Source organism: Luteimonas sp. MC1828, from assembly GCF_016461615.1.
Lineage (GTDB): Bacteria > Pseudomonadota > Gammaproteobacteria > Xanthomonadales > Xanthomonadaceae > Luteimonas.
Genome location: NZ_JAEMNY010000002.1, coordinates 640,532 through 655,008 on the forward strand (window position 1 = coordinate 640,532; position 14,477 = coordinate 655,008).

The 14,477-nt window shown below is 68.9% G+C and carries 8 protein-coding genes; 5 read left to right on the plus strand and 3 right to left on the minus strand.

The window, feature by feature from the left end; translation table 11 throughout:
- The first annotated feature begins 39 nt into the window (after positions 1–39).
- The 4 genes from gloA to clpB all read left to right on the plus strand — a co-directional run bounded on the left by gloA (position 40) and on the right by clpB (position 7,219).
- Positions 40–567 (plus strand): lactoylglutathione lyase, encoded by a 528-nt coding sequence (gene gloA / locus JHB91_RS12835; RefSeq protein ID WP_199473133.1) that lies wholly within the window; start codon positions 40–42, stop codon positions 565–567.
- 75 nt (positions 568–642) lie between these two features.
- The gene (locus tag JHB91_RS12840; RefSeq protein WP_199473134.1) at positions 643–2,937 is read left to right on the plus strand and encodes a TonB-dependent receptor; all 2,295 of its coding nucleotides are present in this window, start codon (positions 643–645) and stop codon (positions 2,935–2,937) included.
- Between the two features lie 7 nt (positions 2,938–2,944).
- The gene (locus tag JHB91_RS12845; RefSeq protein WP_199473135.1) at positions 2,945–4,558 is read left to right on the plus strand and encodes a hypothetical protein; all 1,614 of its coding nucleotides are present in this window, start codon (positions 2,945–2,947) and stop codon (positions 4,556–4,558) included.
- Positions 4,559–4,633: 75 nt separating this feature from the next.
- Positions 4,634–7,219 (plus strand): ATP-dependent chaperone ClpB, encoded by a 2,586-nt coding sequence (gene clpB, locus JHB91_RS12850; RefSeq protein ID WP_199473136.1) that lies wholly within the window; start codon positions 4,634–4,636, stop codon positions 7,217–7,219.
- 28 nt (positions 7,220–7,247) lie between these two features.
- Here clpB and ybaL read toward each other — a convergent pair whose 3' ends face one another.
- From ybaL to JHB91_RS12865, 3 genes are all read right to left on the minus strand, one after another.
- Positions 7,248–8,960 (minus strand): YbaL family putative K(+) efflux transporter, encoded by a 1,713-nt coding sequence (gene ybaL, locus JHB91_RS12855; RefSeq protein ID WP_199473137.1) that lies wholly within the window; start codon positions 8,958–8,960, stop codon positions 7,248–7,250.
- Between the two features lie 36 nt (positions 8,961–8,996).
- Positions 8,997–11,399, minus strand: a complete 2,403-nt coding sequence (locus tag JHB91_RS12860; RefSeq protein WP_199473138.1) for a TonB-dependent receptor — start codon at positions 11,397–11,399, stop codon at positions 8,997–8,999.
- Between the two features lie 119 nt (positions 11,400–11,518).
- Positions 11,519–12,475, minus strand: coding sequence for a 2OG-Fe(II) oxygenase (locus JHB91_RS12865; protein WP_199473139.1), 957 nt, complete (start codon positions 12,473–12,475; stop codon positions 11,519–11,521).
- An 82-nt stretch (positions 12,476–12,557) separates the two neighbouring features.
- On the opposite strand from JHB91_RS12865, the gene JHB91_RS12870 reads away from it, so the two are divergent.
- Entirely contained in the window at positions 12,558–14,420 is a 1,863-nt protein-coding gene (locus JHB91_RS12870) for an ABC-F family ATP-binding cassette domain-containing protein (protein WP_199473140.1), read from the plus strand.
- Positions 14,421–14,477 lie beyond the last annotated feature (57 nt).

The following is a 14,477-nucleotide window of genomic DNA, read 5'->3' on the forward strand; positions in this document are numbered from 1 at the left end:
GCGCGATAATGACCGGCACTCCCCCACAGGATGCCGACCATGACCGACACCACTTCCGCGCCAGGCGTGGCCGCGACGCGCGACGCCGCGACCGCCGGCTTCGTCTTCAACCACACCATGCTGCGCGTCAAGGACGCGCGCGCCTCGCTGGACTTCTACACGCGCGTGCTCGGCTTCAGCCTGCTGCGCAGCAACGATTTCCCCGAGGCCGCGTTCTCGCTGTATTTCCTGGCGCTGGTCGATGACCTGTCGGCGATGCCAGCGGACCCCGCGGCACGCCAGCACTGGATCGCCGGCCTGCAGGGCGTGCTGGAGCTGACCCACAACCACGGCACCGAGCTCCACGACGGCCCGGTCTATCACGACGGCAACAGCGAGCCGCGCGGCTTCGGCCACATCTGCCTGAGCGTGCCCGACCTGCGCGCCACCTGCGCGCGCCTGGAGGCGCTCGGCGTGCCGTTCCAGAAGCGGTTGCAGGACGGGCGCATGAAGCACCTCGCCTTCATCAAGGACCCGGACGGGTACTGGATCGAACTGATCCAGCAGTCGGCGCTGGTCGAGGCCTGACGCGCGGAGACTATCCCTTCATCCGGATGTGGAGATATAGTCGCCCGACCTGTTCCGCAGCCGAGGATTCCCCGCATGCCGTCGCCTGCTTTCCGTCAGTTCCCCCTTCGCCGCCACCGCCTCGCCGTGGCCCTGCTCACCGCACTTCCATTCGTGGCCGCCGCACAGGACGCGCCGACGGCGCAGCGCGAGTCCGCGACCACGCTCGACGCGATCCAGGTCACCGCGCAGCGGCGGGTGGAGAACATCCAGGACGTTCCGGTTTCGATCACCGCGGTTGGCGGCGAGAAGCTCGACGTGCTCGGATCGGGCGGTGGTGACGTGAGGTTCCTTTCGGGACGCGTGCCGAGCCTCAACATCGAATCGTCCTACGGCCGCGCCTTCCCGCGCTTCTATATCCGCGGCCTGGGCAACACCGACTTCGACCTCAACGCCTCGCAGCCGGTATCGCTGGTGTATGACGAGGTGGTGCAGGAAAGCCCGCTGCTGAAGGGCTTCCCGGTCTTCGACCTGGAGCGCGTGGAAGTGCTGCGCGGCCCGCAGGGCACGCTGTTCGGGCGCAACACGCCGGCCGGCGTGGTCAAGTTCGAGTCGGCCAAGCCCGCGCAGGATGCCGACGGCTACGTGCAGTTCGCGCTCGGCAACGACGGCATGTTCAATTTCGAGGGCGCGTACGGTGGCCCGCTGACCGAACGCTGGTCGGCGCGTGCATCCGCGCTCTACCAGCGCCGCGAGGATTCGGTCGACAACGCCTTCCCCGGTCCCAACGACGGCTTCGAGGGTTATGACGAATCCGCCGCGCGCGTGCAGTTCCTGTACGAGGGCGACGAATTCGAGGCGCTGTTCAACCTGCACAAGCGACACATGAACGGCACCGCGCGGCTGTTCCGCGCCAACATCATCCAGCCCGGCACCAACGACCTGGTGCCGGGCTTCGACCGCGACGTGGTTGCCAACGACGGCGTCAATTTCTCCGACCTCGAGACCTGGGGCGGAAGCGCGCGCCTGCGCTGGGACCTCGGCAGCGTGAGCCTGTACTCCATCACCGGCTACGAGACCGCGGAGTCGCTCAATCGCGGCGACATCGACGGCGGCTTCGGCGCGGCCTTCCTCGGCCCCGGCAACTCCGGCCCGGGCTTCATTCCGTTCGCGTCCGAATCGGCCGACGGCCTGCCGGACCATCGGCAGATCACCCAGGAATTCCGCCTCGAGTCCGACGAATGGGGCCGCTTCGACTGGCAGGCAGGCCTGTTCTGGTACGACGAGGACATCGCGATCGACAGCTTCAACTACGACTCGCTGTCGCCGGGCAATCCACAGGCGGGCTATGCGATCCAGGCGCAGCGCAACAAGGCCTGGGCGGTGTTCGCTTCCGGCGAATACGACATCACCGACCGTTTCGCGCTGCGCGGCGGCGTGCGCTACACCCAGGACCAGAAGGACTTCTCGGCCAGCGTGCTGGAGGCCGCGCCGTTCTCGGCCGCACCCGTTGGCGGGCCGTACACCGTGCACACCGATGTCAACGACATCAGCTGGGATCTGTCCGGCACCTTCGCGCTCAACGACGACATCAACCTGTATGCGCGCGTCGCGAAGGGGTTCCGCGCGCCGTCGGTGCAGGGGCGCCTGCTGTTCGCCTCGGCCGCGGCGGTTGCCGACAACGGCGGCGTGTCCACGGCCGATTCCGAGGAGGTGCTGTCGTGGGAGGCCGGCATCAAGGCCGAGCTGTGGGATCGCCGCGCGCGCCTGGGCTTCAACGTGTTCCGCTATGACGTCGACGACCAGCAGATCATCGCGGTCGGCGGTGGCGGCAACACCGCGACCCTGCTCAATGCCGACAAGACCCGCGGCCAGGGCTTCGAGCTCGACCTCGAGGCCTACCTGGCGGAGAACCTGCTGGTGACGCTGGGCTCGAGCTGGAACGACACCGAGATCCAGGATGCGGACCTCGCCGTCCCGGGCTGCGGCGGCGGCTGCACCGTTACAGATCCCGAAACCGCGCCCGGGTCCGGCCTGTACCTGATCGACGGCAACCGCCTGCCGCAGGCGCCGGAATGGGTGCACGCGGTCACCGCGCGCTACGCGATCCCGGTGGGCGAGAGCGCCGAGTTCTATGTCTACACCGACTGGGCATACCGCAGCGAAGTCGACTTCTTCCTCTACGACGCGGTGGAGTTCACCGGCAAGTCGATGGTCGAAGGCGGCCTGCGCCTGGGCTACCTGTGGAACCAGGGCGACTACGAAGTGGCGCTGTTCGGACGCAACATCACCGACACCACGCGCGTGGTCGGCGCCATCGACTTCAACAACCTGACCGGCTTCCTCAACGAGCCGCGCACCTACGGGATCGAGTTCACGGCGCGGTTCTGAGGCCGTGATGCGCGTCGACCACGCCGCGGGCGCGCGGCCACGGTGGTTCGTGGCCGGCGACCTCAACGGCTTCTTCGGCCTGGCGATCGACAACCTGTCGATCCTGGGCTTCATCGCCGCGGCGCTGGTCGGCATCTACGGCATGCCCGCGGACATCGTGTTCGCACGCATGTTCCCGGGCACGGCGCTCGGCGTGCTGGTGGGCAACCTGCTGTACACGTGGATGGGGCGGCGGCTGGCCGCGCGCACCGGGCGCGACGACGTCACCGCGATGCCGCTGGGCCTGGACGCGCCGACCAGCATCGGCATGGCGCTGCTGGTGCTGGGGCCGGCGTATGCCGGGCTGCGCGAGCAGGGCATGGCGCCCGAGGCCGCCGGCATCGCCACCTGGCAGCTGGGGATGGCCTCGCTGGTGGTGATGGGCCTGCTGAAGCTGGTGCTGTCGTTCGCCGGCGATGCGGTCACCCGCGCGGTGCCGCGCGCGGCGCTGCTGGGCGCGATCGGTGGCGCCGCGCTGATGCTGCTGGGCTTCCTGCCACTGGTGGAAACGCTGCGCCAGCCGATGGTCGGCCTGCCGGTGCTGGGCCTGCTGCTGTACGTGCTGGTGGGCAAGGGCAGGGTGCCGCTGCGCATCCCCGGCGTGCTGTTCGCGCTGCTGGTGGGCGTGGCGGCGTATTACGGGCTGGGCTTGTCGGGCGCACTCACCGGCTTCGCGCTGCCTCGGGCGGAATGGCCCGGTGTGGCGCTGCCCTGGCCAGGCCTCGGCTTCATCGAGGGACTGCCGGCCACCGTGCCCTACCTGTCGCTGCTGCTGCCGTTCGGCCTGCTGATGGTGGTGGGCGGCATCAACGTCGCCGAAAGCGCGCGCGCGGCCGGCGATGACTTCCGCACCCGCGACGTGCTGCTGGTCGAAGCGGTGGCGACGCTGGTGGCCGGCGTCTGCGGCGGCGTGGCGCAGACCACGCCCTACATCGGCCAGCCCGCGTACAAGCACATGGGCGCGCGCACCGGCTACACGCTGCTGACCGGATTGTTCATCGGACTGGGCGGCGTGCTGGGCCTGGTCTCGGGCCTGGTGCAGTGGCTGCCGATGGCGGTGCTCGCGCCGATCCTGGTGTTCGTCGGCATCGACATCGCCGTGCAGGCGTTCCAGAGCACGAAACGCGAGCACACCATCGCGGTGGCGCTGGCGTTCCTGCCGGCGATCGCCTACCTGCTGGCGATCCGCTTCGGCAATCCGCAGTGGATGGCGCCGCAGCGTTACGCGGAACTGTTTACCACGGTCGCGGGGCACGGACTGCCCGAGCTGGCGGTGATCGTGGCGCTGGGCAACGGCTTCATCATCACCGCGATGTTGTGGGCGACGATGCTGGTGGCGCTGGTCGACGGTCGGCCGGGGCGCGCGGCCGGCGTGCTGCTGCTGGCGGCGGCACTCACCCTGTTCGGCCTGATCCATTCGGTGCATCCGCAGGGCGCGGTGTACTGGCCGTGGGCGCTGGATGGCCTGCGGCGGGCGATGGTGCTGCAGTTCGCCGGTGGCTACGCGCTGCTGGCGCTCGCGCTCGGGCTGCTGGCGCTGCAGCGGCCGGGCGCGCCGGCAGCCCCGGGGGCCGACCGCTGACTTGAATCACGTCCTGGGAACCTCATTTCCGGAGTATTGCCGGCAGCGCCGGCTCCCGATATCCGAGGCTTCCTCATGCGAATGGACAAGCTCACCTCGCGTTTCCAGCAGGCGCTGGCCGACGCGCAGTCGTTGGCCGTCGGCCGCGACCACAACCTCATCGAACCCGCGCACCTGATGCTGGCGCTCGTCGACCAGGCGGGCGGCGGCACGCGCCCGCTGCTGGCGCAGGCCGGCGTGAACGTGCCGGTGCTGCGCGAGCGCCTGGCCGAAGCGCTGGGCAAGCTGCCGGCCGTGTCGGGACAGGATGGCGCGGTGTCGGTCGGCAACGACCTGGGCCGCCTGCTCAACGTCACCGACAAGCTGGCGCAGCAGCGTGGCGACGGCTTCATCGCATCCGAACTGTTCGTGCTCGCCGCGCTAGACGACCGCGGCGACACCGGGCGCGCGTTGAAGGCCGCGGGCGCAGACAAGGCGCGCCTGGAGGCCGCCATCGACGCGATGCGCGGTGGCGAGACGGTCGCCGATGCGAGCGCCGAGGAAGCGCGACAGGCGCTGGAGAAGTACACGATCGACCTCACCGAGCGCGCCGAGCGCGGCAAGCTCGACCCGGTGATCGGCCGCGACGAGGAGATCCGCCGCACCATCCAGGTGCTGCAGCGGCGCACCAAGAACAACCCGGTGCTGATCGGCGAGCCCGGCGTCGGCAAGACCGCGATCGTCGAAGGCCTCGCGCAGCGCATCATCAACAACGAGGTGCCGGAGGGCCTGCGCGGGCGGCGCGTGCTGTCGCTGGACATGGGCGCGCTGATCGCCGGCGCGAAGTTCCGCGGCGAGTTCGAAGAGCGGCTGAAGGCCGTGTTGAACGACCTCGCCAAGCAGGAAGGCAATGTCATCCTGTTCATCGACGAGCTGCACACCATGGTCGGCGCCGGCAAGGCGGAAGGCTCGATGGACGCCGGCAACATGCTCAAGCCGGCGCTTGCGCGCGGCGAACTGCACTGCATCGGCGCCACCACGCTCGACGAGTACCGCAAGTACGTCGAGAAGGACGCCGCGCTCGAGCGCCGCTTCCAGAAGGTGTTCGTGGGCGAGCCCAGCGTCGAGGACACCATCGCCATCCTGCGCGGCCTGAAGGAGCGCTACGCCGTGCACCACGGCGTCGAGATCACCGACCCGGCGATCGTCGCCGCGGCCACGCTCTCGCACCGCTACATCGCCGACCGCCAGCTGCCCGACAAGGCGATCGACCTGATGGACGAGGCGGCGAGCCGCATCCGCATGGAGATCGACTCCAAGCCCGAGGAGCTCGACCGCAAGGAGCGCCGGCTGATCCAGCTCAAGATCCAGCGCGAGGCGTTGAAGAAGGAGAAGGACGCCGAATCGAAGAAGCGGCTGGCTGACCTGGAAGCCGAGATCGGCACGCTCGAGCGCGACTACAACGACCTCGAAGAAGTGTGGAAGGCCGAGAAGGCGATGCTGCAGGGCGCGACGAAGGTCAAGGAGCAGATCGAGCAGGCGCGACTTGAGCTCGAAGCCGCGCAGCGCAGGCAGGACTATGCGCGCATGAGCGAGATCCAGTACGGCCAGCTGCCGGAACTCGAGAAACAGCTCAAGGCCGCGCAGGAAGTCGAGACGCAGGGCTTCACCCTGCTGCAGGACAAGGTCACCGCCGAGGAGATCGCGCAGGTGGTCGCGCGCTGGACCGGCATCCCGGTCAGCAAGATGCTGGAAGGCGAGCGCGAGAAGCTGCTGGCGATGGAGTCGCAGCTGCATACGCGCGTGGTGGGCCAGCATGAAGCGATCAAGGTGGTGTCGGATTCGATCAGGCGCTCGCGCGCGGGCCTGTCCGATCCCGGCCGTCCGACCGGCTCGTTCCTGTTCCTCGGCCCCACCGGCGTCGGCAAGACCGAGCTGTGCAAGGCACTCGCGGAATTCCTGTTCGATTCCAGCGACGCCATGGTGCGCATCGACATGAGCGAGTTCATGGAGAAGCACTCGGTTGCGCGGCTGATCGGCGCGCCGCCGGGCTATGTCGGCTACGAGGAAGGCGGGTATCTCACCGAGGCGGTGCGCCGCCGCCCGTACAGCGTGATCCTGCTCGACGAGGTGGAGAAGGCGCACCCGGACGTGTTCAACATCCTGCTGCAGGTGCTCGATGACGGCCGCCTGACCGACGGCCAGGGGCGCACGGTCGACTTCCGCAACGCGGTGATCGTGATGACGTCGAACCTCGGATCGCACCAGATCCAGGAGCTCGGCGGCGATGATTCGGCCGAGGCCTATACACAGATGAAGGCCGGGGTGATGGCGGTGGTGCAGGCGCACTTCCGGCCGGAGTTCATCAACCGGCTCGACGACATCGTGGTCTTCCACGCGCTCGACAAGGTGCAGATCAAGGAGATCGCACGCATCCAGATGCGCGGCCTGGAGAAGCGGCTGGCCGAGCGCGGGATGCGCATCGAGGTGAGCGACAAGGCCTTCGACCTGCTGGCCAACGTGGGCTTCGATCCGGTCTACGGCGCGCGGCCGCTGAAGCGCGCGATCCAGCAGCAGCTGGAGAACCCGCTGGCGACGAAGATCCTCTCCGGCGACTTCGCCAGCGGCGACACCGTGCAGGTGGATGCCGAGGGCGGGCACCTGGAGTTCACGAAGGGCTGACCTCGCACGGCGGGCCGCGCGCCGCGCTTCAGGTGGCGACGCGCGCCGGCCGGTACGGCGGCGTGGACATCACCATCTCCGCCAGCGAGTAGGCAAGCTCGCGTTCGGCGAGCACCGCGCCATCGGCGCCGTGATGCAGCAGGTGTTTCACTTCCGCATCGCTGTGCGCGCGCGCGAGCACGGTGATGGCGGGGCTGAGTGCCTTGAGCCGCGCGATGGTTTCGCCGGCTTCGAGCGCGTTGGGAATGGCGAATACGGCGAGCTTGGCGCGGTCGGGAGCGGCTTCGAGCATCACCGGTTCCGACGCCGCGTTGCCGCGCACCGCGTGCACGCCGGCCTCGCGTGCCAGCGCGACCAGGTCGGCATCGTCCTCGATCACCACCACCGGCACGCCGCGCTGCTGCAGCAGCGTGACGAGCTGGCGGCCGACCCGGCCGTAGCCGACCACGATGGTGTGGTCGGTGACCGATTCCGGAAGGTGGTGGCTCGCCGCATCCTCGGCCAATACGCGCGCGGCGTGGTTCGCGGTTTCCGCCGCCTGCTTCGCGTCCTGGCGCGCCTGCCAGCGGTCGACCAGCCCGAACACCAGCGGATTGAGCATGATCGACAGCAGCGCCGCGGCCAGCACCAGGTCCTTGCCCTGCTCGGGCAGGATGCCGAGCGTCACGCCGAGCGCGGCGATGATGAAGGCGAACTCGCCGATCTGCGCAAGGCTTGCGGAAATGGTCAGCGCGGTGGCCTTGGGCCGCCCGAATGCGCGCACGATCAGGTAGGCCGCGGCGGACTTGCCGAACATGACGATGAACGTGGTGGCCAGCACCAGCTGCGGCTGTTCGACCAGGATCGCCGGGTCGAACAGCATGCCCACCGAAACAAAGAACAGCACCGCGAACGCATCGCGCATCGGCAGCGAGTCCTGCGCCGCCTTCTGGCTGAGCTCCGACTCGTTGAGCAGCATGCCGGCGAAGAACGCGCCGAGCGCGAACGACACCCCGAACAGCTCCGCCGAGCCCAGCGCGATGCCGAGCGCGATCGACAGCACCGCCAGCGTGAACAGCTCGCGCGAGCCGGTGCCGGCGGTGCGCTCCAGCATCCACGGGATCACCCTCCGCCCGAGCACCAGCATCACCGCCACGAACAGGCCCACCTGCACCAGTGTCTTGCCGATCGCCACCGCCAGCGCGCCCAGGCTGATGTCGCCATCGCCGGCGTTGACCATCAGCCTGGCCAGCACCGGCATCAGCACCAGCGCCAGCACGCAGGCCAGGTCCTCGACGATCAGCCAGCCGACGGCGATCCGGCCGCGCTGGGTCTCCAGCAGGCGGCGCTGCTCCATGGCGCGCAGCAGCACCACCGTGCTGGCCGTGGCCAGCGCGAAGCCGAACACCACGCCGTGCAGCGTCGGCCAGCCCAGCATGGTCGCCAGCCCCCAGCCGAGCAGGGTGGCGACCGTGATCTGCACCACCGCGCCGGGGATGGCGATGGCCTTCACCGCCATCAGGTCCTTCAGCGAGAAGTGCAGGCCCACGCCGAACATCAGCAGGATCACGCCGATCTCGGCGAGCTGCGGGGCCAGCGCCTGGTCGCCGACGAAGCCCGGCGTGAACGGTCCGGCGATGATGCCGGCGACCAGGTAACCCACCAGCGGCGACAGGCGCAGGCGATGCGCCGCCAGGCCCAGGACGTAGGCCAGCACGAATCCAACCGTCAGGATCGTGATGAGCTCGGTGTGGTGGGGCATGGGGGGATCCACCGCGCCATCAGCGCCGCTGGGTCGTTACCACCGGTAGTCGATCTTGCCGTACACGAACGCACCGTTGAAGCCGAACGGCGCCGCGGAACTGGCATACGGAAACTGGCCACCGGTCGAGTTGGCGAACACGTTCTCGTCCGGATACTCGTTCAGCACGTTGTCGCCGCCCAGGGTGAAGCTCCACCGGTCAAGCTTGAGCGTTGCGGCAAGCGCGAGCGTCCACTTGGGGTCGAAGGTCTGGTCCTGCGCCGGGTTGGCGTTGCGCACGGTGATCTCGCCGTAACGCACCGCATTGGCGGAAAAGCCCCAGCGATCGGAGCTCCAGTCGCCGCCGACCAGGAACTTGTCACGCGGCGCGCCCACCTCGAAGCGGCCGATCTCGACCCTGCCGAAGCGCAGCGCGGTGGGATCGATGGCATTGAGCGACGCGGGATTGGGCGCGATCCGGTCGATGCTGGTCTTGTTGTGGTTGTAGCCCACGGTCACGTCCAGGTCGCCGTTGCCCACCTGCCAGCCGTACGTGCCGATCACGTCGATGCCGTCGGTGGTGGTGTCGATGGCATTGGTGAAGTAGCGGCCGCCGCCGACGCCCGGGAAGCCGTTGGCATTGAGGAAGTTGCGTACCGCGGCACTCGTCAGGTTCTCCGACAGTGTGATGCGGTCCTCAAGCTCGATCCGGTAGGCATCGATGGTGATGTACATGCGATCGATCGGCTGCAACACCAGGCCGACGCTGAAGTTGGTGGACTCTTCCGCCCGCAATGGCTCCGCTCCCAGCGCAATGCCGGCGGGGTTGGTCACCCGGAAGGTGACGATGTCGAACGGGGTGTTGCCCTGGGGCGGCGGAAGCACGATGAAATTGGTGGCCGTCGACTGAAAATACTGCTGCTGCAGTGACGGCGCGTGGAAGCCGGTCGACAGCGTGCCGCGGAGCGCAACCCTTGGCGTGAAGTCGTAGCGTGCGGTCAGCTTGCCGGTCGAGGTATCGCCAAAGTCACTGTAGTCCTCGTAGCGTGCGGCGACGCCCGCCGACAACTTTTCCGTCACCTTGCCTTCGAGCGACACGTACAGCGAGATGTTGTCGCGCTTGAACTCTCCGCCGTCGCCGGGCTTGAAGCCGGCAAAGACCTGCGACCCGGGGATGTTCGCGAATGGGCCCAGTGCGTATGAATCCGGTTCGCCGGGCGACTGCTCGAACTCGTCCTCGCGGTACTCCGCGCCGTAGGCGAGGATCAGCGGCGAGGACAGTCCCAGGTCGAGCGGGGTGCTCATGTCGAGGTTCAGGATGTGCTGCCTGACTTCCAGCGCACCCGCGTAGAACTGCGTGGGCGAGGTCGGGCCCAGGCTGCGGTTGAGCGTGTTCTTGATGTCGAAGGTCAGCTCGTTCGAGCCGTAGGTGTAGCTGAGGTCGAGCGCCGTGGCGCCGGCGAACAGCTTGCGCAGCCCGCCCACGAAACTGTAGTCGGTCGAGTTGTTGTTGATCTGCGGCAGGAAGCCGTCGGGGTAGATCGACGGGATGTTGCGTGAATCACCCGCCGGCCGGAAAAAGCCGTTGGACAGGATGTCGCGCTTGGTGTGCAGGCCATGGGAGTAGAGCGTCAGGCTGTCGCTCGCGGCGAGCTCCGCGTTGTAGCTGCCCGAATAGCTGTCGATCTCCGGATCGCCCTGCCGCTGCACCACGCGGCCCAGCGGCGCGGAGGTCGGGGTGACGGGGCCGAGGAACGGCCGGGCGCGGTCGGTCTGGTCCTGCTTGTCGCCATGGACGGCCAGGTGCACGAACCCGCCGTTGGCGCCCAGCGGGAAACCGGCATCGGCAAGGAGGTTGGTCTGCGCCCCGTCGCCCGCGCTGGTCTGGCCGTGGCGCAGGCTGACGTTGCCGCCTTCCGGGCTGCCCTTGAGCACGATGTTGATGACGCCGGCGATGGCGTCGGAGCCGTACTGCGCCGACGCGCCATCACGCAGCACCTCGACCCGCGCGATGGCGGCGATGGGAATGGTATTGAGGTCGACCGGCGAGGAACTGCGCCCCTGCGTTCCGTTGACGTTGACCAGGGCGCCGGTGTGGTACCGCTTGCCGTTGACCAGCACCAGGGTGTGGTCCGGGGAAAGTCCACGCAGCTGGGCGGGACGAACCGCATCGGTGCCATCGGAGACTGCAGGCCGGGGGAAGTTGAGCGAAGGCAGCAGCCGCCCGAGTGCGGTCGCGAGTTCGGTGGTGCCGGAGGACTGCAGCGCCTCCGGTGTGATGAGGTCGATCGGCGCCGTGGATTCAGCCGCGGTGCGGTCGCTGGCGCGCGTGCCGGTCACGATCAGCGTGTCCAGGCGGGTGGCCTTGCGTTCGGTAGGGGTGGGGTCCTGCGCATGGGCGGGCAGGGCGGAGGCGGCCAATGCGGCGATCAGTGCGAGAGCGAGCGGGTGTGGCGTCATGGCAGGCGACCTCGTTGGATGGACGGCGGCGCAGCGGGTTCACGCTCAACCGCTTTAACATCCGCTGAACAACCGCGTCAATCGGCGCGAATCCCTGCGCGCCGCGCATCCCCTGGCACTCAGGTGAAGGCGCGCTCGCGCATCCAGCGCGTGGCGATCCATTTTTCGCCGCGCAGCACCGGCGCACCGGCATGGAACGACAGTGGATCGCAGCGCGACTGCGCATCGGTGTAGGCGAAATACACCGCGCTGCCCTTGGCCGGCGCGACCGACAGGCCCACTTCCGGAAACACGGTTTCGCCGCCGGCCTCGACGTCGTTGAGGTAGATCACCAGGCTCGAGATGCGCTGGCCGCCGTTGGCCAGGTGCAGGGCCTGGCCCGGCCGGTCGAGGTTGAAGTAGTCGAAGTGCGGCGTGTATTCGGCACCCACGCCGTAGCGCATCACCTGCAGATCCTCGCCCTGCGCCACCGGCACGCCGGTGATGCGGGTGATGCGCGCGTCGATCCGCGCCAGCAGCGGCGTGGTGCCGCGCATGAGCACGGTCAGCTCGCTGGTGCGGCGGTCATCGACCTTGGAGCCGCCCCTTTCCGAATCGATCACCTTGGCGCGCTCAAGCGCGGGCTTCGCCTCGGCGATCAGCTGGTCGCACTCGTCATGGGTGAGCACGTTGTTGAACAGCACCACGTACGGCCGGACGCTGTGGAAGGCCACGCGCACGTCGCCATGCTCGCAGCTGATCGCGTGGCCGGCGGCCAGCGCGATCGGCGCCACCGGCACGAAGCTGCTGCCCGCGCGCGCCCCGGCACCGACTTCCGCCCGCGCCTGCGCGCGCTGGGCCTGGCTGTCGGGCGCCTTGGGTGCGGCGTGCGCGACCTTCGGCTGGCTCGGGCTCAGCCGCGAGAAGCCCGCCTTGAACCCGTCCGGGTCGCGCAGCGCGGCGTCGTAGATGCGCCGGATCTGGAACTCGTCATAGCCACGGCGGCCAAGCACCTCGTGGATTTCGCTGAACGGCGCCTGCGCCACCACGCGGGCATGCACCCAGGTGGCCGTTTCGAGATTGATCGAGATCGCCATCACGCCTCCAAACCGTTCATTTCCCGGCTGCCGACACTACCGCAATCCCCGGCGCGGCGGCCGCGGCCCGGTACAATGGCGGATGATTTCCTTCCGCAATTTCGCCCTCCGGCGCGGCGAACGCCTGCTGCTGTCCGATCTCGACCTGTCCCTGCACGCCGGATGGCGGGTGGGCGTGGTGGGCCGCAACGGCACCGGCAAGTCCTCCCTGTTTGCCGCCGTGCGTGGCGAGGTGGAGGCCGACCGTGGCGACCTCGACCTGCCGTCGCGCCTGCGCATCGCCAGCATCGCCCAGGAAATGCCCTCGCTGCCCGATCCGGCGGTCGACTTCGTGCTCGCCGGCGATGCCGCCGTGCACGACGCCCTGCAGGCCGAGGCCAATGCCTTCGCCAACGAGGATTGGGAAGCGGTCGCCATGGCCCACCACCGGCTGGAAGAAGTAGGCGGCTACGACGGCGCCGCGCGCGCGGCCAAGCTGCTGCACGGCCTCGGGTTCCCGGCCGAAACCCAGCAGCGCCCGGTCGCGTCGTTTTCCGGCGGCTGGCGCGTGCGCCTGAACCTGGCGCGCGCGCTGATGACGCCATCCGACGTGCTGCTGCTCGACGAGCCCACCAACCACCTCGACCTCGACGCGGTGCTGTGGCTGGAGCAGTGGTTGCTGAAGTACGCCGGCACGCTGCTGCTGATCTCGCATGACCGCGAGTTCCTCGACAACGTCAACACCCACACCCTGCACCTGCACGGCGGCAAGGCCAAGCTGTACACCGGCAACTACACCGCCTTCGAGCGCCAGCGCTCCGAGCAGCTGCGCCTGCAGCAGATCACCCACGAGAAGGCGCAGGCCGAGCGCGCCCACCTGCAGAGCTTCATCGACCGCTTCAGCGCCAGCGCGGCCAAGGCCAAGCAGGCGCAGTCGCGGGTCAAGCGCCTGGCCAAGATGGCCAACACCGAAGCGGTGCGTGCCGAGCGCGAAGTGCGCATCGATTTCCCGGCGCCGCTGAAGCTCCCGCATGCGCTGCTGCGGCTGAACCACGCGGATTGCGGCTACGACACCGCGACCATCCTGCACGACGCCAACTTCGGCCTGGAGGCCGGCGACCGCATCGGCCTGCTCGGCCCCAACGGCGCGGGCAAGTCGACGCTGGTGAAGAGCCTGGTCGGTGAACTGCCGCTGCTCACCGGCGAGCGCTATGCACACCCGGACCTGCGCATCGGCTACTTCGCCCAGCACACGGTGGAAGCGCTGGTGGCCGGCACCTCGCCCATCGACCACCTGCGCGAGATCTCGCCGGAAGCGTCGGTGCAGGATTTCCGCAATTTCCTCGGCAAGTGGAGCTTCCCCGGCGATCGCGCGTTCGAATCGATCGACGGTTTTTCGGGCGGCGAGCGCGCGCGCCTGGCGCTGTCGCTGATCGCCTGGCGCCAGCCCAACGTGCTGCTGCTCGACGAACCCACCAACCACCTCGACCTCGAAATGCGCGAAGCGCTGGCCGAGGCGCTGAGCGATTTCCCGGGCGCGATCGTGCTGGTCTCGCACGACCGCCACCTGATCGGCCTGGTCAGCGACACCTTCTGGCGCGTCGCCGAAGGCGTGGTCACGCCGTTCGACGGCGACCTCGACGAATACGCGGCGTGGCTGCGTTCGCGGCCGCAGGACGTGCGGCCGGCGGCAGGGGCTGCAGCGGCACCGCCCGCACCGCCGGCGCCCCCGCCGGCGCAACCCAGGGCCAAGGTCAACCCGCACAAGCTGGCGCAGGCCGAAGCCCAGGTGGCGACGCTGGAAGCCGACATCGCGGCCATCGACGCCTGCCTGGCCGATCCCGGTTTCCACGCCGGCGCCGATGCGTCCAACCGCGTGGCCGACGCCGCCCAGCGCCGCGCCGCGCTGGCCGCCCGCCTGTCGGAGGCCGAGTCCGCGCTGCTGGCCCTCTACGAAGCGGCCTGACCGAACCGGCGCCACGACCTGGCTTGACCTGGGTCAACGTTTTCTCCTGTGGGGCGG

Bases quoted from the DNA above. Each gene is read 5' to 3' on its own strand.
- gloA (WP_199473133.1), top strand. From the start codon at position 40: ATGACCGACACCACTTCCGCGCCAGGCGTGGCCGCGACGCGCGACGCC.
- JHB91_RS12840 (WP_199473134.1), top strand. From the start codon at position 643: ATGCCGTCGCCTGCTTTCCGTCAGTTCCCCCTTCGCCGCCACCGCCTC.
- JHB91_RS12845 (WP_199473135.1), top strand. From the start codon at position 2,945: ATGCGCGTCGACCACGCCGCGGGCGCGCGGCCACGGTGGTTCGTGGCC.
- clpB (WP_199473136.1), top strand. From the start codon at position 4,634: ATGCGAATGGACAAGCTCACCTCGCGTTTCCAGCAGGCGCTGGCCGAC.
- ybaL (WP_199473137.1), bottom strand. From the start codon at position 8,960: ATGCCCCACCACACCGAGCTCATCACGATCCTGACGGTTGGATTCGTG.
- JHB91_RS12860 (WP_199473138.1), bottom strand. From the start codon at position 11,399: ATGACGCCACACCCGCTCGCTCTCGCACTGATCGCCGCATTGGCCGCC.
- JHB91_RS12865 (WP_199473139.1), bottom strand. From the start codon at position 12,475: ATGGCGATCTCGATCAATCTCGAAACGGCCACCTGGGTGCATGCCCGC.
- JHB91_RS12870 (WP_199473140.1), top strand. From the start codon at position 12,558: ATGATTTCCTTCCGCAATTTCGCCCTCCGGCGCGGCGAACGCCTGCTG.